Origin of the sequence: Burkholderia sp. Bp8991, assembly GCF_003853795.1 — a bacterium.
Classification (GTDB): Bacteria; Pseudomonadota; Gammaproteobacteria; order Burkholderiales; family Burkholderiaceae; genus Burkholderia.
The window spans coordinates 24315-43098 of sequence record NZ_QTQJ01000048.1 but is presented as its reverse complement, the minus strand read 5'-3'; the positions used below and the strand labels follow the sequence as shown (position 1 = coordinate 43098).

Sequence of the window (18784 nt, the reverse complement as noted above, 5' to 3'; positions counted from 1 at the left end):
TACGGCCGCGAAGTAATCGATCGGGTGCGGGTCGATCAGGCCAATCAACTCCGACATGACAAGCCAGCCCGCAAGGTCCTGAAGTCCAGCCGCTGGCTGTTGCTGCGCAATCGCCACAACCTCAAACCGGATCAGGCCGTGCACCTGAAGGAGTTGCTGGCGGCCAATCAGTCGCTGTTATGCGTCTACGTGTTACGCGACGAACTCAAGCGGCTCTGGTTCTACCAAAAACCGGCCTGGGCGCAAAAGGCTTGGGAGCAATGGTTCGAGCAGGCTCAACAAAGCGGGATCGCTGCCCTGCAAAAGTTCGCCGAGCGCCTGCAGGGCTACTGGCACGGAATCGTTACTCGCTGCCGCCATCCGCTCAATACCAGCGTCGTTGAAGGCATCAACAACACCATCAAGGTCATCAAGCGTCGGGCTTACGGGTACCGCGACGACGAATACTTCTTCCTCAAGATCCGCGCCGCGTTCCCCGGTAATCCTCGATGAACCTTAAAATTGCCGCCTTGGGAAGGGCTGGCGTTGAGTCCGTTCCTTGAGGAATTGAAGCGACGAATGGAAGCAAAGGCAGTGCGGCTGCAAATGCTTTTGCCGGGTATCACTCCCGAGACCAGCCGTGACGCCATCGGCCGCGCGAGCGTGATGCTGAGCTGGCGCCGGGTTGAAGAGGTACTCAGCCACATCCAGACTCAGCAGAACCTTGAAGAACAGGCATGGGACCTGATCGACATGCTTCCGGCATGCTACGAGCCGGACGAATCCGATACCCCGCTCGCCGCGTTGCCCAGGGTGAGCGTCCGAACCTTCGCTAGTCGCCTTGAGGGGGCGTTGCGGCTTGACGCACCTCATGCTTATCAGTTGACTGCGGAGCTCTTCGGATCAAGAGACTGGCTGACGCTTGCCGGGCCAAAGCCGTTTCTTCCGATTGCAGAGCCGCTTTACCGCTACCGCAACGGTGTTGTCGCTGGTCGGGAATATGCGTGGATCGACCCTTGCGAAGCTGCCCGTCGCGCGGACGAGGAATTCGAGGCCATGGCGCAGTTGCGCCAGGAGATTTTCCAGGCGGACCTCGCCCAGAACGAGTTCATCGACCAGCCCGGCTTGCTGTGTGCTGGGTCGGTCGGCGCCGCTTCGCATCTTGTCAACCGCGAATACGATATCGCTGAATGGAAGGCTCGCTCGACGCTGCAGGCCATCGATGATGGCTTCCCAGGCGAATGTCGGCGGGCTCTGGCCCCGGGGCGCAGGACGCATCTATTTTACATCCGCCTCAGGGCGGTGCTGTACGCCGCACTTGTGCACTCGGGAAAAAGTGACGAGGCCGAACTGGAGCGCGAATGTCTCATTATGCGCGGCCGGGAATACCTTGTGGAATACGAGCGATTGCTTAAGGAGTGGGCACCGCGACGCGCGAAACCTCAACACCGAACTGCCCTACGCGTCGTCAGGTGATTCGGCTGGGACAACCGCGACTGAACCTGGCTTTGCGGGAAAGGGGAGCGCGGATGGCTATCGCTCTTGAGCCGGTGGGGACCCACCCGGGATGCGCGCATTGTCTTGCGGCGGCGACATCGGCACACGCCCGCAAGCGGTTGGGCCGAGGGTAACCGACGTTTCGAACGAGACATGAAATGTCTCAAATCCGCAGTACGATGACTTTGCCGTGCGTCGAGGGAGGTGCGAATGATTCCAGGCGAAAAGGTGATGGTCGCAGTGTCGGCGAGGGCGCTGTTCGACTTCGAAGAGGAGAACCAGGCATTTCGAGAGGACGACCCGTCCGCGTATCTTGCGCTGCAAGAAGGGAGGCTCGACCTACCGGCTCGCCCGGGCGCCGCGTTTCCGCTCGTGCGCAAACTCCTCGCCTTCAACGGCGGCGGTGCTGACAATGTCGAAGTCGCGATCCTTTCACGCAATGACCCCGTAACCGGCCTGCGGGTTTTCGCCTCGGCCCGGCATCATGGATTGCCCATCGGACGCGCCATTTTTACCAGCGGGGCGGCGCCGCATCGTTATCTCGGTCCGCTCGGAGCGAATCTCTTTCTGTCGGCGAATGCGGTCGATGTTCGTGCGGCCATGGCAGCAGGTTTTCCTGCCGCCCAAGTTTATCCCCAGCCTTCGGCTGCAACACGCCTGCAGGACGACGGCGAATTGCGTATTGCTTTCGATGGCGATTCCGTGCTGTTTAGTGACGAGGCGGAGCGCATCTTCAGATTGATGCAACTGGAGCAGTTCATCGACCATGAAGTGCGCAATGCACGCACACCGTTGCCGCCGGGCCCGTTGAAGCCTTTCCTCGATGCGCTTTGCTGGCTGCGGAACGGGGTCAAGTTGCCCGTTACCGTGCGGACGGCGCTTGTCACGGCGCGAAGCGCGCCTGCACACGAGCGCGCGATTCGGACGCTGATGTCGTGGGGTGTCGCGGTCGACGAAGCGATGTTTCTCGGCGGTCGGCCGAAAGCCCCTTTCCTTGCCGAATTTGGACCGGACATTTTCTTCGATGACCATCTGCGCAACTGCGAGTCGGCGTCGCGGCACGTCACAACGGGGCATGTGCCTTATGGAATCAACAACGAGCCGGAGGTTGCATTTCGATGATGGTGGACGCTGAATTGCTCGAGCGGGCGGCCGGCTGGTTACACGAAGCAGACGGCCTGCTTATCACCGCCGGCGCGGGAATGGGCGTGGACTCGGGCTTGCCGGATTTTCGCGGCAACCAGGGACTGTGGGCCGCTTATCCTGCACTCGGCGATGCGCGCATCGGGTTCGAGGGCATTGCGAATCCGGATGCGTTCAGGACGAACCCAGCACTCGCCTGGGGGTTCTACGGTCATCGCCTTGCACTGTACAGGCACGTCGAGCCTCACCCGGGCTTTGCCGTCCTTCGGCGCTGGGCCGGCCGGATGAAGAACGGGGCGTTCGTCTATACCAGTAACGTGGACGGCCAGTTCCAGAAAGCTGAATTTTCGGAAAGTGCCATTGCCGAATGCCACGGGTCCATCCACTACCTCCAGTGCATGGAGCCTTGCTCGGCCAACATCTGGCCGGCAGACGGACTTGTGCCGGACGTGGACACACGCGCGTGTCGGCTACTGAACGGATTCCCGCGCTGTCCGCGCTGCGGAGGACTGGCCCGACCCAATATCCTGATGTTCTGGGATTCGGGTTGGCTGGCGGACCGCACGGACAGTCAGCTCGTGAGACTTGACGGATGGCTGCGAGGTGTTAAACAACTTGTCGTCGTGGAACTCGGCGCCGGCACTTCGCTGCCTACGGTCAGGCGCTTCAGTGAGCGACACGGTCCGCGCGTTATCCGCATTAACGTGCGGGAACCGCACATAGATGCTGCGGATGTCATTGGCCTTCGCGGGACGGCGCTCGAGACGCTCGAGGCGTTAGACAGAGTTTTGCGTGGCGCCTGACGGGTATGGACGATTGAAGACAACTTCTCGCTTCGAGTAATCGGCACGCGCTCGTTCGCAACGGCGGCAAGGGGGCATCAATCAAGCTGATTGCTGGTTGGTCACGCAGGAAATGTTGTGTTCGCGTCGACGAAATATCGCGGTACAAGCCAAACACGAATTAAACAGGAGGACCCGTGGGGGAACTAACGTTGACGGCAGGCGGCAAACTCGAATATGCCGCACGGGTGCAGAATGAAGGGGGGGACGAACGCGCCTACGTCGCGCTCGACGTTACTGACAGCGCGGTTGCGTATGTGATGGAGCCGGTACGCTTTGTCGGGGAGATTTACGTACGTGACATCTTCTCGCTGCTTGACCGCAATCCCGTGTTAGTCGAAATGTTCAGCCGGGCATATGCGGCCGAATATCTGCGGGAGGCAAAGAAAGGAAACACACAGGCCTACACGGGCGATTACGACCCCGAAGGCATCGAATACCTCGAGTTGTTCTACGACTGGGAAAAGGACAGCCAAACGGAAGAGCTTCGCGGAGTTCACCGGCTGTGGGTTGGCGGTGCGGGTTACGAATTGCGCGATGACGTAGTCGAGGATGGTTCTCTTCGATACACAAAGGGAACCCGCATCCGGTGGGCCATCAAGTTTTCACCGGTCGGTCATATTTTTAACCTTCCCCTGCGGGTTAACGCCGAGGTAACCGTTGCCGACAGTCAGGACATTACGCGTACGCTTCACACATTTCAGGTGCCGAGTCCGACGCTCGCACAGGTTATCCATGCTGTGCTGTGGGAACTGTCGTGGGCGGGGAATCCCGAGGATACGGACGAGTTCGTGGAAATGATTCACGATGCTGCAGATGAGGCGAAAATGTCCGAGCCGATGACCGCAGAAGCTCTTATCGAGTGGCTCAAGGGAATGGATGCAGAATAGACCGCTGCACCGGGGCAATCGAGCGCAAGCTCCGCGATGTGGGAGTTGCCAGACGCTGCGTCGACAGGAGCGGTGGAAGTAGGCCTCCCGTTGATTTCGTTGCGTTTTACAGGAGTAGGATGGTCAAGCTGTGACAAGGCCTAGCGGAGAGTCCTCAAAATAGCGACCAGTGAAGAAATCTATTACCAACTACAGCGTCATCATTGCGCCAAACCAGCTGGCCGGAAAGTACGCCTGACCTTAGTTGCCACGACCGGCGTGAATCTGCTGACTTTCCAGATGCGAATGCACTCGCGATGTGGCGCGCGGGGTAGGCCGGCCCGCCCGCTCGCCAAGCGGTCGAACGAGCCCTTCTGGACCGCATCGGAGCAGGGCGATCGGCCCGAGGCGTGCTCGGTGGGATGCACCGCCGCCTCATGCAGATGGTCCGGCAGGTCGGCCGGCTCGATCTCGCGGACGTCCGACGCATCCCGACGATGAGCATTTTGGGGAGGCGAAAGCGGTCGAAGCGCTGCGCCACGCCCGCGAAAGACCCTGCAGATCAGCGACGCCTCACGACTGGTAGGCGCTCGGCTCCTGGGTAGGGCAACGGAATTCACGCTGCATTGCATTTCACGGCGCACAACCTCATGTTTTCGCGCGCCGCGCCGTTAACCTCGGTAACGCAATCGTGAGCCGCACATTTCACTTGGAATAGCGGACATACCCAAGCAGGCCACTGACAGAAACATCGCTGTCGATATTTGAGGAGGGCGAGGCCGATCTTGATGGAGATGTCAACGTTGTTCTAGAGGCTGCTCATTCGGGGTCCGCCAATCGGAAACGGATTTGCGGCGTGCCTGGAGGCGATCGTGTGCGCCAGCACAATTTCTGGCTGGGTTTCATTTTGATGTTTTTGTTATTAATTCTGCATTTTCCAGCCTTTTAAATTTCCGGGAAAAATCTTGGGCGATCTTATTACGCAAGAAAAAATCATCGAGGCTTTGCAGTGGACTTACGATAAAGCCGTTAATGGAGTTATGGGCACCGATTCGGCGGAAGAGATGGCCGCTGAATATTCGATGCAAGACGGGACGCTGGTCGAAAAGGTCGACTCGCTCATCCGTTGGCAAAATACGAAAGCCGGCGCTGCCGGCTTCGTCACGGGGCTTGGTGGCTTCGCAACGATGCCGGTTATGATCCCGGCCAACCTGGCCTCGGTGTTGTATGTGCAAATCCGGATGATCGCCGCCATCGCAAAAATGGGTGGTCATGATCTAAAGAACGACAAGATCAGAACGCTGGTGCTGGCTTGTCTGGCCGGCGACGGGACAATGGAGATCCTGCGCGATGTCGGCATCCAGGCCGGCAAGAAGGCCGCTCAGATCGCCATCAACAAGATTAGCGGGGCAGTCATCACCAAGATCAATCAGGCGGTGGGATTCAGATTGGTCACAAAGGCCGGCAGCACTGGCGTGGTTAATCTGACGAAGATGGTTCCGTTCCTTGGTGGTGTGATCGGCGCGGCGTTTGATGCCACGGTAACTAACATGATCGGTAATGCAGCGCGCGATATCTTTATTACCGGAAAGATTGTCGAAAACGTCGAGTGACAGCCTTGATGATAGACCGAGTTGGAGTCGGTCTGTTCCTGGCCCTAGTTCGAATCGCGGGCAGAGTCCGAGGCCAAGAAACTGATGCTCCGCATGTGCCTTGGCAATTTGCTCGGGCGGCAGGCAGCCGAGCGGGCCGTGAGGCCGCTCGGCGTGGTATCCGATTCACCGCGCCTTGATCAAAGCTCCGGTGCGACAGATCGATACGAACCGGTGCTCGTTGCAAGCGTGAAGTGGCAGGTGATCCTGCACCAAGCCACGGCGCACCATGGGCATGACAAAGCGATAACCCGAGATCATCGCTCGGGTTGTCGGGCAAAAAAGGCAGAGCACATTTGCTCGCGGTTCTGGTAGGTTTCAGAGATATCGGAAGCACAGGCTCCGCATGATTGCTTGCCAATGCATCACGCGTGAGCATGATCAACCGGAAAGAACATGGCCAAAGTTCATCCTCCACTTTCAGAAATTCATGTGACGTCCGCAGGCGAGCATGTCGAATTCGATGTGCTCCGGCGACTGGCCGACGGCCTGCCCGAATGCTACGAGTTGTTCCATGGCGTCGACTGGACACGTGCCGAGCCTCATCACGACAGCCATGGCGAGCTTGACATCGTGGTCATCAACAGCGCCGGTGACATCGCGGTGCTGGAGGTGAAGGCGGGAGAGATCGAGGCGAACGTCGATGGCATGTTTAAGCAATACGGCGCACAACGGAAGGATATCGGTCGGCAGGCTGGCTGGCAGTTCGGCTCGATCTTACAGCGATTGAAAACGGAAGGTCTCGATGTGCGCCTGTTGCATTGCCTCGTGTTGCCTCATTACCGTATCGGCGATGCAGGCACAATCGGCTACCCGCGTGAGCGAATCGCGGACGCGGATGACTGCAAGGACCTTGTTGGTTTCATACAGCGCCGGCTAGGGGCCGGCCGGCCCGATCCGACCAAAGAGCAGGTGCGGGCGTTCCTGCTCGACCGCATGCCCGTCCAGCCCGACATTTCGGCGCTGGTGGGGACGCTCCAGCGGCGAGTCGACGCCATTTCCGGCGGCTTGGCGCGGTGGGTACCGCGCATTCACGTTGCGAGCGGTGTCTTCCATGTGCGGGCGACGGCGGGGTCGGGCAAGACTCAACTGGCGCTCGCGCTACTACGACAGGCCCGAGTCGCCCGGAAAGAGGCATCCTATGTCTGCTTCAACCGGCCGCTGGCCGATCAGATGCGAGAGTTCGCGCCATCGGGCGTCGAGGTGAGCAGCTTCCACCAGCTGTGCTGGAAGGCAGCAGGTCGACCGCGCATACAGCCAGACTTCGAAGAACTCGCAAGGCGCTACCTTGACGAGCAGGAGCGAGCCACCCCGGATCTCGACGTGCTGGTGATCGATGAACTGCAGGACATGCAGGCGGAATGGGTGCAGTCATTGATCTCGCGCGTGCACGAGAACGGTCGCATTTACATGCTCGACGACCCCGAGCAATGCGTCTACCCGGATCGGGCCGAGATCGAAATCGGCGATGCCGTGGTAATTACCGCCCGGGAAAACTATCGAAGCCCGCGCAGAATCGCCGAGACGATCAATCTTTTGCGGCTGACCGACGAGCCGATTGCGTCATGTGCGCCTCTGACCGGAGTGCCACCGGAATTTTCGGTCTATGGCTCAGACAAGAAGAGCGTTGCGCACGCGACCGCCGATGCGGTTCGCAGGTGCGTGCAACTCGGCTACCCGCTCCAGGACATTGTCGTGTTGTGCTGGCGTGGACGGGGGCACTCGGAACTGCTCGTAAAAGACACGCTGGCGGAATGGACGTTTGTGAAATTCACGGGAGACTATGACAAGCTCGGGCAACCTGTCTACTCCGAGGGTGACCTGACGATCGAAACCGTGCGTCGGTTCAAAGGGCAGTCCGCGCCCGCAATTGTGCTCACCGAGGTCGATTTCGATCAATCCGACGCGCTGTGGCCGCGTCTGCTGTTTGTAGGATTGACGAGGGCGCGCATGCACGTGGAAGTCGTGATGTCCGAGGCGGCAGCACAGGCGCTGGAGCGGCGCCTGGCTGCCGCGGGAAATCCTGACGCCTGAGGGCGCGGATTACCCGGCCGCGTTCGGGAAGATCCCTGTTGAAAGGACGCGTGCGAATGATCCTGACGAGAATTGGCATCATTCGCGCGCCACCCCACGTCGTCCTAATGCAGGACCACGGTAATCGTGTGGATCAGCAGCCCGATGAGACTGCCGATGAGCGTGCCGTTCAGACGGATGAACTGAAGGTCACGACCGATGTTCAGCTCGAGTTTCTCCACGATCTCGTGATTCTTCCAGTCTTTCATCTTGCTCGAGATGAAGCCACCGATCCTTGGGCGCAGTTCGTCCGGTATCGTTCAGGTAATCGACGACGGGTAAGCATGCAGGACGCAAGCGCCATGGTTGCGCTCATCGCCGCGGCCGCCACTCGCCAGTGCGTTTGAGGCCTGGATTTCATCGGGCAAGGGACAAGTCAACGGATAGCCATTGCAAAAATCCCTCGGGCAATGATGGGGACGGCTCGTCGTTAGTGGCATCGAGATCTGCCTCGAGCTCCTTCACATCACCGTCGTTATCGTCCCCTGATTCCTCGTCCAGGGAATTCAGCTCGAAGTCAGGCTTCCCCAGCAGCACTTGGAAGCGTTGGGCGCGCGCAAGCAGCACGCTGTATTGGAACCTCTCGTAGCTTTGCTCCTGGAACGGTATGCCGACACGAACCCATTGGCCCGATGTTTCTGCGAGGCTGCCGACGCGGTCGACACGTCCGATGCGTTGTTCGAGCTTGGCGGGGTTCCATGGCAGGTCGTGATGAATGACCTCCGCGCACTCCTTGTGAAGATCGATGCCCTCACTGCCGATCGAGGTGCAGATCAGAATGTCGGGGGCAAGGGGGGAGTTGAACGCTGCACACAGGACAACGCGCCGATCCGGCTTGATCGCGCCGTATAGAGTTTGAACTGCGAAATCATCGTCTCCGACCTTCGCCTCCCCTTCGTCATCGTTGGCGCCATGGCGAGTCGGCTGGATATTGACTCCGCGCCACAGGCTGCGGCGCTGGGTATTGGTCGACGCATGAGGATTGATGCTGCCGTTGGCTTCAACGAGTGCACTCACAAATCGGTGCATTCGGCTCCACGGCGATTCACCCTCGCCGCGCGGCGCACGAATGCCGAGGTATACCGCGTTCGCGAGTTGCTCCGGGGCGATGGCGGCGCGATCGGACAGCACCACGTCCTTGACGTATTCGCGGAACAAGTCCGGGCGCAGGATGACCTTTCTCAGTCCTCGCTGCAGTGCTACGTAGGTGTCGTAGAACGATCTTGCGACATCCGCTGGCTTACCGTCATTCTGCAGCAGCATGGCCGCTTCGTTTTCGAGCAGGCGCCATATCAGACTGTAGAACGCCGCGCTATCTGTTCCCTCCCAGATATTGATCGTATCGGCAAACCAGGTTTCGGCATGTGGTAGTACTTCCGTGCGGACAGCCGCGACGTCGGCCGGTTTTCCGATCTCGGCGCCGAGAATTGACCGCACCAGCCCATGGTCATATTGCTGCTGGTCATGAAAGGCATCGCTTAGCGCAGCGAGAAGCGTATGAGTCGCCTTCGGAGGTGCAAAGCGGCCCCTTACCTCGGTGACGGCCCAGATATCCATCAGACGATGCACACGACGTGGCGTAACGTTGACCCCGATGCACGCCAGCGTACTTGCCGCAAACTCCATCGCTGCCGGTTGAATCCCTGCAACCCTGGTTGAGAATTCGTCCGTACCGGATGCGGAGCGGCATAGCCACAACATGCGCATCAGCCGCATGTCGACGAGTTCGGAACGTTCGAGCATTGTTTTGCGCCGCTCGACAAATCCGGACGCTCCGCTGGATGATGCCTTCTCCATGCCGTCGCGCAGCAGGCCTTCGATCTCCTTGAGCGTGTCCACGCGTTCGCAGAATATCAGCGTCTTGCGTCCATTCCGGTAATTCGCGAGCGCTTTGTCCACCGTGGCGCGAACCTTCGGGTGCTCATGATGCTGAAGCGCGTTGTCGAACATGGTGATGTAGCCTTGCGTGACGGCATCCACGTGCACCGGGATATCCTTGAGCGCCGTCGCACTGCTTTTGAAGGCGGACTTGCTCGATGTCAGTCCGCCCATCAAATGTGCGTTGGCTGTGTCGATGGATTTGCCGCGGATGCGAAGCTGCTGATCGAGCCGCATGGCGAGGTAATGGATAAACGCGTCGGCATTTTCGGCCATGCCGCGAGTTTCATACAGTGCCGTTCGCTGCGGTTGCAGATCGATCTTCGTAAAGTCTTGACCTGCGTGGAAGGCGCGATGAGCTCGGGACTTCGTGTGGCGGATCACGATCGAGCGTTGAGCATCGGTCAACTTGTGGACCGCGTCGCGGTACTTCAATGCTTCATCGCACATGGCGCGCACATTAGGATTGGCCAGCCGGTCTTCGGCGAGCACCTTGATGCGCTCGCTCATGATGGCCGCGGAAGCGCCGGTGGTCGTCTCGTGCAGTACCGATACTGCATCGGGATCGTCTGCCAGACGGTCCCATTGCTTGCGAAAGCGGTCATTGGCCGCCAGGCATTGCGTGACGACACCTTGTGGTGCGTAAATTTCGGACAGGACCGCCTGGGTTCGGCTGCCCGGCATGGCCGCGCGATCGAAAACGCGGCGCATCTCGCCTTCGGCAAGCTGGAATGGTGTGGCCGACATCAGCAGCTTGTGACGAATGGACGGGGCGAAGACTGTCTTGAAGGTGTCCCCCCCGTTGTTGCCGTCCTTCCAGTTGTGCGCTTCGTCTACCACGGCCAGCTCGATGCCGGATTCGGCGATCTTCTCCAGGATGACTGCATCCATTAGCTCCCTGAAAAACGCGCGAATGGCGTGTGCATCCGGGTTGGCGCGCAGTCTGTCCCATTCGCTCGACAACCTCTCGCTCTTGTCCATGACACGCTTCACGCAGTGGCGTGTTCTGTACAGATCGGCGCGCTCGAGCTGCTTGAGCTTCTCGCTGGTCATCCCGGACACGATTACGTTCTCGTCGTCCAGTGCCTTGATGATGGGGTCTCGCGTCTGTTTCCACGCGCCTGCGAGGAGGACGCCGAGCAAGAAGGTACAGAATCGTTGCGTTTCCCACTGATTGAGCTTTGGTCGCCGCAGCCCGGACATCCCGAGAATGAGAACTTCCGGAACATAGCGGCTCTGTTGCGCAGTGAACTCCCTGAAAACGCCGTTGAGCCATGCGAGTGCGTCGCCGTATTCATACGTCTGAAGCCGGGATGCCATCTCGCGAACCAACGGCTCTTGAGCCGCCCTGAGCGCATCCAGAAAGGCCCACCAACCGGAGATCGATATTTCTGAAGTAAAGGTCAATGCGGCCTCCGAGTTTCGGTCGTAGCCGTCGTTAGCGCGAAAGTTCGTATTGGGATGGCGCAATAACTGATTGGTCCTGCACCAGATCCAGAACGAATTTAGAACGCTTCCCTGGCGTCGGTCCGATACTCGACCCACCGGATCGTTGTCGTAGTCGTGCAGATTGGCCACCAACTGCCAATAGTCCCTGACGATCAACGGCCGCAGCGGTGCCACCTTCTTGCCTTCGGTGCCGAGATACGTGTCGCCAAAGCTGCGTAGCTCCTGCTCCCACTTCGAGCGCAGGACGGCACTGGGTGGCGTGATCAGGAGCGCGCGGCGTTGACTCCTGGGTTTTCCTCTCAGCATCGCCCCGAGCAGCGCCATCGCCACATACGTCTTGCCCATGCCGACCTCATCGGCAAGGAGCTGGGTATCGAAGCCGTCTTCAAAGCGTGACAGGAATGCCTTGGCGGTTTCGCGTTGCCGCGTCCAGTCCGCCTGATATTCGCGCCGAGGGGCCGTCGTGCGGATGATCTTGTCGAAGTCTATCGATGTCATGGCTGGATTTGCGAATGGCAGAACCGAAGGTATTCACTAACGACGCGGTCGGAATCGTCGGCAGGCAGCATCGCGCGGAGGCGATCGAGCAGCGGCTTGCCCGCGTTGTGGATCGATGCAAGCCTGGAGGCGAGCAGTGCAAGTTCGCCGAGCTTGAAAGCGGTATCGGTAGACGTGGGCGCCGCCTTGCTTTCATGCGCGATTACCTCGGCAAAGGTAACAAGCGGCGATGCAATCTCCCGCTCCCATCGTTCGGCAAGCTCTGAGACGGTCGTTTCGGCGCAGGACTTCGCACGCTTGCCGAATTCCTTTTCGATACGCGAGAACAGATTCAGGTAGCCCTGCATGCGAATGACCGGGTTTTGGTCGCGGGTTGCCGCGGCAAGGACCGCCGGATCGTCCTCGATAGCCGGTGAGTCGCCAGGTATGTACTCGTCGGGGTCGCGATCGAGCGGCTGGTCCGGGTAGAGGTGGTGGTACATCCAGTCCTCGGCCGTCGGAAAGACATAGTGCTCGCGGTGCGCGAATAATTCCGTCGAGTGCCGGAATGGCAGATAGTGGTGCAGCGACGGATTGTCACGCAGGCTGAATCGCAGGTTTCGTCCGCCCAGTAGGCAACGGGCCAGCAGCCCCCGGTCAAGAGCCTGCGATAGACCGTCGTGGAAACGTAAATCAACAGCGCCCCACGTGACGTTGTATAGGGAGAGTCGATCGACCTGGTTTGCCGGCGCCTTCACGACGAACACCATGTGATCGGGCGTCTCCGAGGTGCGCAATTCGATACCTTGCACGAAGTCGGGATAGTGGGGTAGCGATACGTAGTCGTCGTCGGACGGCGCAATGGCTGCCGGCTGAGTGGCCGGCAACGCGTGGAAGCGGTCGGATTCGTCGACCGACAGGCTGCGGCACAGGCTTTTCAGCAGTGAGTCGACGTTTCCGCGACTGGGGCGCGCAACGCCGAGCTCGCGATTGCCGCCGTGCCAGGCCTTGCGCGTGAAATTGCCGCTGCCGAGATAAACGAGCGCGTCGTCGCCGCGGGCAAGGATCACGATCTTGGCGTGAAGCTTGCGTTCGATTGCATGGTCGGTCGTGTCGATCGGCTGGTTCGCTTGTTCGATGCGCGTACGTTCCTGACCGGAAATACTCTTCGGGATCAAAGAAAGCCGCGTAGACGCGAAGCCATGGAAGTGACGCTGACAGAGATACGCTGAAACGGCTTCGTCCGTGATGACGTCAAGCTGCGTCAGTTGCGGGAAAGTCTCGCGCATAACGTCGACCAGTACCCGACCTTCCGGCGTGCTGTCGAAGAAGGGCGATACGACAATGATCCGTTCGGGCGAAGCGTGATATCCGTAGGTCGCCGTCCACTGCTCAGCGAGAGCTGCGAGGCCGTGCCGTGCGTCATAACCCTGGTGAATCAGCACGGCTTGACCCGTGTCCGGAAGATCGCGCCAGCGCTCGAGGCGCCGCTCGATCTCCGTGAGTGCTGCGGCGAGCGGTGCGGAGTCGAACGGCGAGTAGCCGTTTCGCAGGATTCTTGCAAATTCAGCCAGCACCCCCCGATCTTCCGCCTCCTTGTCGGTCCAGCGGAATGTGTCGAATACCTCGCGATTGGCAAACAGACCCGACCGCGTGAGGTTCATCGAGCCAATCACCAAATGGATGCTTGAAGCGGTGATGACCAAGTAGGCCTTGGGATGATGGCAGGTGTATGCCGGCATGCGGACGGGCAACAACTCCATGAAGTGCGGCAGCCTCAAATCGGCACCGGTCTTGCGCGCGTCATAGATCATGACCGGCACTGTCTGCGCTATCCGCGCCAGATGCGTCATGCGCGGCTCGAACGGCTTGCCGAGTGGCTGGAGCGCGCTCAGGTTGAGCACCTGCTGGTCGTCAAATTCGTAGGTGAGGGCGACAATATGCTGGATCGGATCGCGATCCGAACGCTCGAAGATTTCACCGAAGTGATCTCGCAGCGAGGCAATCCGGGTTGTCATTGCTGGGCCTCCGTCCGATCTTCGGCCCAGTCGTACCAGTGGCGGCATTTGTCGAAGTGCCATTGGCGGCGATACCGGAACTGGATCCTGTCTAGGCAATCTTTCATGTCGTGTGCTTTCTGCGTGTCTGAGAGGGTCTGACGCATCGTCTCGGCGTCGACACGTCCCATCACGATCAGCTCTTCGTGATCGATGATCGGCGACGTGCCTTTGGCGCGTTGGTGCTCGATGTGATGCTCGACGATGCATCGTGTCAACGCGTGATAGTCGGGGCGGCAATCGGACAGGGTCCGGAAAAGCGCTCGCGCATCCTGGAACACGGGTGCTGTCATGTATGCGCTGGCCAACGCGACAATATGCGCGGCCAGGGCGTGAGGGTCGGGCGGTGTAGCGTTCTCGAAGCCGCCGCCGAATTCCATGGATGCGACGCGCAATTCAAATATGAATAGCGAGGCCGCCGAAAGGCGTTCGAAGTTCCAGAGTGCATCGATCTCGTTCTTCAAGCCGGGGTACGTGTGGCGAAGCAACTGGAAGAAGGCGACGTAATCCGCGTGCCCGGCATCTTTGGCCGAAATGTCGCCGCTCTGGATGGGCGCAATCCAGAGCGGCGCCGTTCGCGGATTCTTGGCGCACCAATCACGGATGACTTGCTTCCACGTTTGCTGTTCGCGCGATGACGCGGGCGCGGTGATGCCAAAATTCCTGCCGAATGCCTCCATTTCCTCCGGCGAGAACGATTCGGCGCGAGCCCAGCGTGTGAGTGCGTCGCGCAGCGGCACGCTGGAGCGTCTGGACGAGAAGCCGTCCGCCAGCGCGGCGCCATGTGGTTCCAGGCGCTTGCCGTGCTTGTCGACGAGCCCCCATCGGATTGCCGCGCTGGTGTAATGGCCGAGCGTGCCATACGACAATCGCTGATAGATCGAGTGTCTCTTCGGAATCGCCGAGAGCTTAATATCGCCTTCGCACAGCTCCCGGTATTTGGTGATATTGATCACTGGGGCGTCCGCCTTCGCGTTCGCGATGCCCCAGAAGATTTCCAGTACGCGGAACCGACGCGCGAAACCGGCCGTGTCGCCAAGCTCCCCTTCGTCGAGGATCTTGAGAAAGCAACACAGCGCGCCGAGGTACGCCGGACGCAGTGTCAGTACCGTGAACTGCGGAAACAGCAAGTCCTGCAACGCACCAGCGGGCCGACGAAATCCTAATGGATCGATGGCCTGCGCCGCGCGATCCAGCACGACATATTCCGTGAACTTCATATGGGATCTTTCACATCCAGAGGTCGTTTTTTATTGAGAACAGGTAGCCATCCGGGCAGGATGCCGTTGTGCGGATTCATTTCCGGCGTGCAACGCGAGAGCGTGTGTTGACGTGAGCGCGCAGCGTCCTGAATGCCGGCCCGTCAACCTGCACGCGGTATCCGCATCTGAGCCGGTATGACCGAAGGGCTGCCTGCAGCCGTTAGCCGTTCATCGGCCCGTAGCGCTTAGCCAGTTGCGCGTAATCGCGCGCGAATTCGTCACGCAGTGCCTGCGGCGCGAGCACTTCCACGGCGGAACCCAGCGAGCGCAACCACCATCTCAACTTGAGACTCGGAACGACCATGCCTGTTATTTTTAATCGACCATCCGGCATCGTTTCATCCTTCTGGTCCTTGGCTATCGGCGTGTCCTTCAAGTGATTTCCCGCACTCCCTTCGAACGCGAGCTCCAGCAGTGCCGGGGGTTCCGGCAGGAAGTCGAAAACCTGTTCCGCGTCGATATAGGCACGTAACCTGAAGTCGTCCGGATAGTCGAAGGTCTCGCCCGATTCGACAGCGGAGGTGATGCGATCCAGGCGATAAAGCGTGCGCAGCCACTTCGTCTTGCCGGCCTCGGGCCGCGGAGCATGGGCGGGATTTTGCGCGACCATGTACATGACGCCGCCCGACTCGACGAGCGCCAGTGGCCACAAGGGGCTCGGTTTAGTCTCGTCCGGTGGGTCGGCCTTGTATGCGGGACGGTACTGCACAAGCAATTCCCGTTCGAAGAACGTTGCCGTGACGACGGTCTGGAAAATCTCCGAGTTGAGCGGGGGGCGTCTGAGCGCAAAGTTCCCATCGACCGAATCGACCTTGTCCGCCCATGCGCGATAGCGCCGGCTGTCATCCTTTTCCCGTGAAAGGCGGATTTCCGCCGCCTTGAAGAGCGGCTCAATGTCTTTGGTCACCGCGTTGGGCAGCTTGTCTCCGGCAAAGCGCTGAAGGATGTGAAAGGCCACGGCTTCGGAGGCGCTCATCAGGCTGACTGCTTCACGCGTTCCCCCCAGCCACGGCTTGCGCTGCCAGAGCAACTCACGGCCGTTCTCGATCGAGACGACCAGGTTGTCCTTTTCCAGTGTCGCGAGATGTCGCCGAACCTTCCTGATGTAACCGACCCGGTGCCCGCGGTCCTCCAGGCGCCGATGTACCTCGGGTGTCGCAAGCCATGGTTCCGAATCCCGTTCTGTTGGAAGGATGCGAAGTATTGCTTCGTCAAGATTCGAGGTGGCCATGCCTGTTCCCGTTGAATGTGGTCGTTGTCGTTGTTTTGGCCTTTGGGCCATTTTTAACGATTGTATGGTGAACAGGGTCATTCAGTGTCCCCTTTTCGATCAGTGAGACGGCGAAATCGGCGAGACGGATCGGGACGATAAATGTCCCGAATGCAACGCAAGATGCGTTGTCAGCCGACGGAAGGTTCGATGAATGCAATTGGTAATGTGACGGTTGCCGTGTTCGCACGGGTGCTCTTCGATTTCGCGGAAGAAAACAGGTTGTTCCGGGAGGACGACACGGCCGCGTATTGCGCGATTCAGGCGGCGCGACTGGAAGTGCCGGCCGGTCCCGGGGCCGCGTTTCCGCTCGTGCGCAAGCTGCTTGCATTCAACACGAACGGCGCGGAAGACGTCGAGGTCGCGATTCTGTCGCGCAACGATCCGGTGACCAGCCTTCGGGTGTACACGTCGGTACGGCATAACGGGCTCGCAATCGGGCGTGCGATATTCACGAGCGGTGCGGCGCCGCATCGTTAGCTGGGCCCGATGGGCGCCAGCTTGGGGCGTGACCATCGACGAGGCGATGTTTCTCGGCGGCCTGCCCAAGGTGCCTTTCCTCGTCGAATCGCGGCCCGACATCTTCTTCGACGGCCACGTTCGCAATTGCAAGCCAGCGTCGCGACATATAACGACGGGGCATGTGCGCTACGGCATCAACAACGAGTCCTACAGCGCGCTGCACCAAAGGTTGCCGAGATTGAATCGGGCGCCGGGCCGCCCGTCGCTCGTTTAGATTCCGGCATGCATCGAATCGATTTCCAGGCCGATTGCCTGTCATTTCCTGTTCTGCTTCGCCGGCACTCGGCTGGCTCGTATGGTAGCTGCAACCTCGCGCCTCTGAAATCGCGTCCGGCGCGAGGACTTCGTTCGCATCAGCGGCCGGCAGCGTCACCGCGCGAAAAAGGTTCGGGTGCGTCGCTTGCGCAGTCGCGCTCCGCTGCCCGCATGCCCGCATGCGCATGTGCTCGCCGATATTCGATCGGGGTCTTGCCGAAGTGCTGGCGAAACAGGCGCGCGAGATGCTCGCCGCTCCCGAGCCCGCAACGTCGAGCGATCGAGTCTGCCGGGAGTGCGGTGAATTCGAGCATCGCGCACGCACGTGCCAGCCTGGCACGCATCAAATAGGCGCTGGGTGTCACGCCGATTTCGCTCGTAAAGTGACGCAGCAGGGTGCGCTCGCTCATCGCGACGAGATCGGCGGCCTGTCGCACCTTGACGGGTTTGTCGAAGTTGCACGCGATCCAGTTGGCCACATGCTGCATTTTCTCGGACATGGGCCGCTCGTTCAGTGGAATTTTCATGGCGGCGGGGTTGATTGCCCCGTGATTGAAAGTGAGGTCGTCAGCCATCGGTTGGTCTCGCCGTGCATTGATAGACAGATGTACTTTGTTATCCGAATCGTCTTTCGGGAGGCAGTTCCAAGCCTGGAACGTCGAGCACCGCATGTCCGATGAGAATGGCATCGAGAATATTGTCCTGTTGTTGTCGAGTGGGTATTGTCGATGCCCGTTCGGACATACGGTGTCTTGATGTCGAATGAGGTTATGCATCGCCGGCACCGGAGTCGTGATCGATGCATACACATCGTTGTTCATGCCGCCGCGGAATCGAATCCGCCATCGGGACACCAATTGTCCGAATCGCACGGCACACTTCCTCCCTGGGCCCGTTCGCCGGCGTGAATATCCGATTCGCCCTTCCAGCAGCAACACGAACGAGAAATTTGACTGGGCTCTATAAAGAAATGCATATTGCATTCCGTTAACAAAACGTTGCCTTGTTCCCAGATTCCGGACGATCCAGCATGAATGAGATTCGTTCGTGAAATCGTGTGGCTATGGCGTTGTACCGGGAAAACCCGTTGCATCTTCGGGTGCACGGTTCCCGCACATGGAGAGCATGAAAAATGTCCTCGCAGAAGGTGACGAGTCAATGTGAGTCCTCCACGGTGATTTCCCGGAAGGCGAACCTTGAAGAAGTTCAGCAAGTACTCGACGAAATAGGGGCGAGCATCACGAAATATCGCTTTACGCCGGAGCAGGTATTCGGTTATCGCGGCAAAGCGGCTCCAGCAAACGTTTCCCCCGGCCCCGATTCATCGCCTGTCACCGCTTCCGCGACCAAAAAGGTGGCGCCCCGGAAGTCTCCCGATCCATCGCGCACGCACTGCGGCAAATCGATGAAGCCGAAACGCGTAGTCAGGGGCTCTCCGACAATGACGCCTGACGTACCCGCATCGCAGCAGCCGGTGGTGGGCGCCAAGACAGCCCTCAACCCTGCCGCCGCATGGCCATTTCCGACCGGCAGCCGGCCCTGACCGGGTGCATTGCCGC

General features: G+C 59.7%; 16 protein-coding genes. 10 read left to right on the top strand and 6 right to left on the bottom strand.

What is annotated here, in order from left to right; translation table 11 throughout:
• The 7 genes from DIE02_RS33255 to DIE02_RS33225 all read left to right on the top strand — a co-directional run.
• The coding region (locus DIE02_RS33255; RefSeq protein ID WP_148093148.1) for a transposase at nucleotides 1–492 on the top strand (492 nt) is incomplete at its 5' end.
• Between the two features lie 66 nt (nucleotides 493–558).
• Nucleotides 559–1455, top strand: coding sequence for a hypothetical protein (locus DIE02_RS33250; RefSeq protein ID WP_260441553.1), 897 nt, complete (start codon nucleotides 559–561; stop codon nucleotides 1453–1455).
• A gap of 231 nt (nucleotides 1456–1686) precedes the next feature.
• Entirely contained in the window at nucleotides 1687–2598 is a 912-nt protein-coding gene (locus DIE02_RS33245; RefSeq protein WP_124530248.1) for a 5'-nucleotidase, read from the top strand.
• On the top strand, nucleotides 2595–3422 hold the full coding sequence (locus tag DIE02_RS33240; protein ID WP_124530247.1) for a Sir2 family NAD-dependent protein deacetylase: 828 nt from the start codon (nucleotides 2595–2597) through the stop codon (nucleotides 3420–3422). The genes DIE02_RS33245 and DIE02_RS33240 overlap by 4 nt, the downstream gene beginning before the upstream one ends.
• A gap of 176 nt (nucleotides 3423–3598) precedes the next feature.
• Nucleotides 3599–4351, top strand: coding sequence for a hypothetical protein (locus DIE02_RS33235; RefSeq protein ID WP_124530246.1), 753 nt, complete (start codon nucleotides 3599–3601; stop codon nucleotides 4349–4351).
• Between the two features lie 944 nt (nucleotides 4352–5295).
• Nucleotides 5296–5943 (top strand): EcsC family protein, encoded by a 648-nt coding sequence (locus DIE02_RS33230; protein ID WP_124530245.1) that lies wholly within the window; start codon nucleotides 5296–5298, stop codon nucleotides 5941–5943.
• A gap of 435 nt (nucleotides 5944–6378) precedes the next feature.
• Nucleotides 6379–8016: an ATP-dependent helicase gene (locus DIE02_RS33225; protein WP_124530244.1), complete on the top strand. Its 1638-nt coding sequence runs from the start codon at nucleotides 6379–6381 to the stop codon at nucleotides 8014–8016.
• A gap of 104 nt (nucleotides 8017–8120) precedes the next feature.
• Here the strand turns inward: DIE02_RS33225 and DIE02_RS33220 are convergent, their stop codons facing one another.
• The 5 genes from DIE02_RS33220 to DIE02_RS33200 all read right to left on the bottom strand — a co-directional run bounded on the left by DIE02_RS33220 (nucleotide 8121) and on the right by DIE02_RS33200 (nucleotide 16490).
• Nucleotides 8121–8264, bottom strand: a complete 144-nt coding sequence (locus tag DIE02_RS33220) for a DUF445 family protein (protein ID WP_124530243.1) — start codon at nucleotides 8262–8264, stop codon at nucleotides 8121–8123.
• A gap of 148 nt (nucleotides 8265–8412) precedes the next feature.
• Nucleotides 8413–11880 (bottom strand): helicase-related protein, encoded by a 3468-nt coding sequence (locus DIE02_RS33215; RefSeq protein ID WP_221623428.1) that lies wholly within the window; start codon nucleotides 11878–11880, stop codon nucleotides 8413–8415.
• Entirely contained in the window at nucleotides 11877–13877 is a 2001-nt protein-coding gene (locus DIE02_RS33210; protein ID WP_124530242.1) for a hypothetical protein, read from the bottom strand. The genes DIE02_RS33215 and DIE02_RS33210 overlap by 4 nt, the downstream gene beginning before the upstream one ends.
• Entirely contained in the window at nucleotides 13874–15136 is a 1263-nt protein-coding gene (locus tag DIE02_RS33205; RefSeq protein WP_124530241.1) for a hypothetical protein, read from the bottom strand. The genes DIE02_RS33210 and DIE02_RS33205 overlap by 4 nt, the downstream gene beginning before the upstream one ends.
• A 202-nt stretch (nucleotides 15137–15338) precedes the next feature.
• Nucleotides 15339–16490 carry a WYL domain-containing protein gene (locus DIE02_RS33200; protein ID WP_311766919.1) on the bottom strand — a complete coding sequence of 384 codons (1152 nt, stop codon included), beginning with the start codon at nucleotides 16488–16490 and terminating at the stop codon, nucleotides 15339–15341.
• A 69-nt stretch (nucleotides 16491–16559) separates the two neighbouring features.
• On the opposite strand from DIE02_RS33200, the gene DIE02_RS36270 reads away from it, so the two are divergent.
• Together DIE02_RS36270 and DIE02_RS36265 are read left to right on the top strand one after the other, a co-directional pair.
• Nucleotides 16560–16928, top strand: coding sequence for a 5'-nucleotidase (locus DIE02_RS36270; RefSeq protein ID WP_260441552.1), 369 nt, complete (start codon nucleotides 16560–16562; stop codon nucleotides 16926–16928).
• Nucleotides 16929–16956: 28 nt separating this feature from the next.
• On the top strand, nucleotides 16957–17184 hold the full coding sequence (locus DIE02_RS36265; protein ID WP_260441551.1) for a 5'-nucleotidase: 228 nt from the start codon (nucleotides 16957–16959) through the stop codon (nucleotides 17182–17184).
• A 139-nt stretch (nucleotides 17185–17323) separates the two neighbouring features.
• Here the strand turns inward: DIE02_RS36265 and DIE02_RS33190 are convergent, their stop codons facing one another.
• The gene (locus tag DIE02_RS33190) at nucleotides 17324–17800 is read right to left on the bottom strand and encodes a helix-turn-helix domain-containing protein (protein WP_260441550.1); all 477 of its coding nucleotides are present in this window, start codon (nucleotides 17798–17800) and stop codon (nucleotides 17324–17326) included.
• Nucleotides 17801–18357: 557 nt separating this feature from the next.
• Here DIE02_RS33190 and DIE02_RS33185 point away from each other — a divergent pair.
• Complete coding sequence (locus DIE02_RS33185; protein WP_124530239.1) at nucleotides 18358–18768, top strand: hypothetical protein; 411 nt, start codon at nucleotides 18358–18360, stop codon at nucleotides 18766–18768.
• The last annotated feature ends 16 nt before the right edge of the window (nucleotides 18769–18784 follow it).

What these genes read in the sequence shown, in the direction of transcription:
- DIE02_RS33250 (WP_260441553.1), top strand. Translation starts at nt 559, where the DNA reads ATGGAAGCAAAGGCAGTGCGGCTGCAAATGCTTTTGCCGGGTATCACT.
- DIE02_RS33245 (WP_124530248.1), top strand. Translation starts at nt 1,687, where the DNA reads ATGATTCCAGGCGAAAAGGTGATGGTCGCAGTGTCGGCGAGGGCGCTG.
- DIE02_RS33240 (WP_124530247.1), top strand. Translation starts at nt 2,595, where the DNA reads ATGATGGTGGACGCTGAATTGCTCGAGCGGGCGGCCGGCTGGTTACAC.
- DIE02_RS33225 (WP_124530244.1), top strand. Translation starts at nt 6,379, where the DNA reads ATGGCCAAAGTTCATCCTCCACTTTCAGAAATTCATGTGACGTCCGCA.
- DIE02_RS33220 (WP_124530243.1), bottom strand. Translation starts at nt 8,264, where the DNA reads ATGAAAGACTGGAAGAATCACGAGATCGTGGAGAAACTCGAGCTGAAC.
- DIE02_RS33215 (WP_221623428.1), bottom strand. Translation starts at nt 11,880, where the DNA reads ATGACATCGATAGACTTCGACAAGATCATCCGCACGACGGCCCCTCGG.
- DIE02_RS33210 (WP_124530242.1), bottom strand. Translation starts at nt 13,877, where the DNA reads ATGACAACCCGGATTGCCTCGCTGCGAGATCACTTCGGTGAAATCTTC.
- DIE02_RS33205 (WP_124530241.1), bottom strand. Translation starts at nt 15,136, where the DNA reads ATGAAGTTCACGGAATATGTCGTGCTGGATCGCGCGGCGCAGGCCATC.
- DIE02_RS33200 (WP_311766919.1), bottom strand. Translation starts at nt 16,490, where the DNA reads ATGACCCTGTTCACCATACAATCGTTAAAAATGGCCCAAAGGCCAAAA.
- DIE02_RS36270 (WP_260441552.1), top strand. Translation starts at nt 16,560, where the DNA reads ATGCAACGCAAGATGCGTTGTCAGCCGACGGAAGGTTCGATGAATGCA.
- DIE02_RS33190 (WP_260441550.1), bottom strand. Translation starts at nt 17,800, where the DNA reads ATGGCTGACGACCTCACTTTCAATCACGGGGCAATCAACCCCGCCGCC.
- DIE02_RS33185 (WP_124530239.1), top strand. Translation starts at nt 18,358, where the DNA reads ATGTCCTCGCAGAAGGTGACGAGTCAATGTGAGTCCTCCACGGTGATT.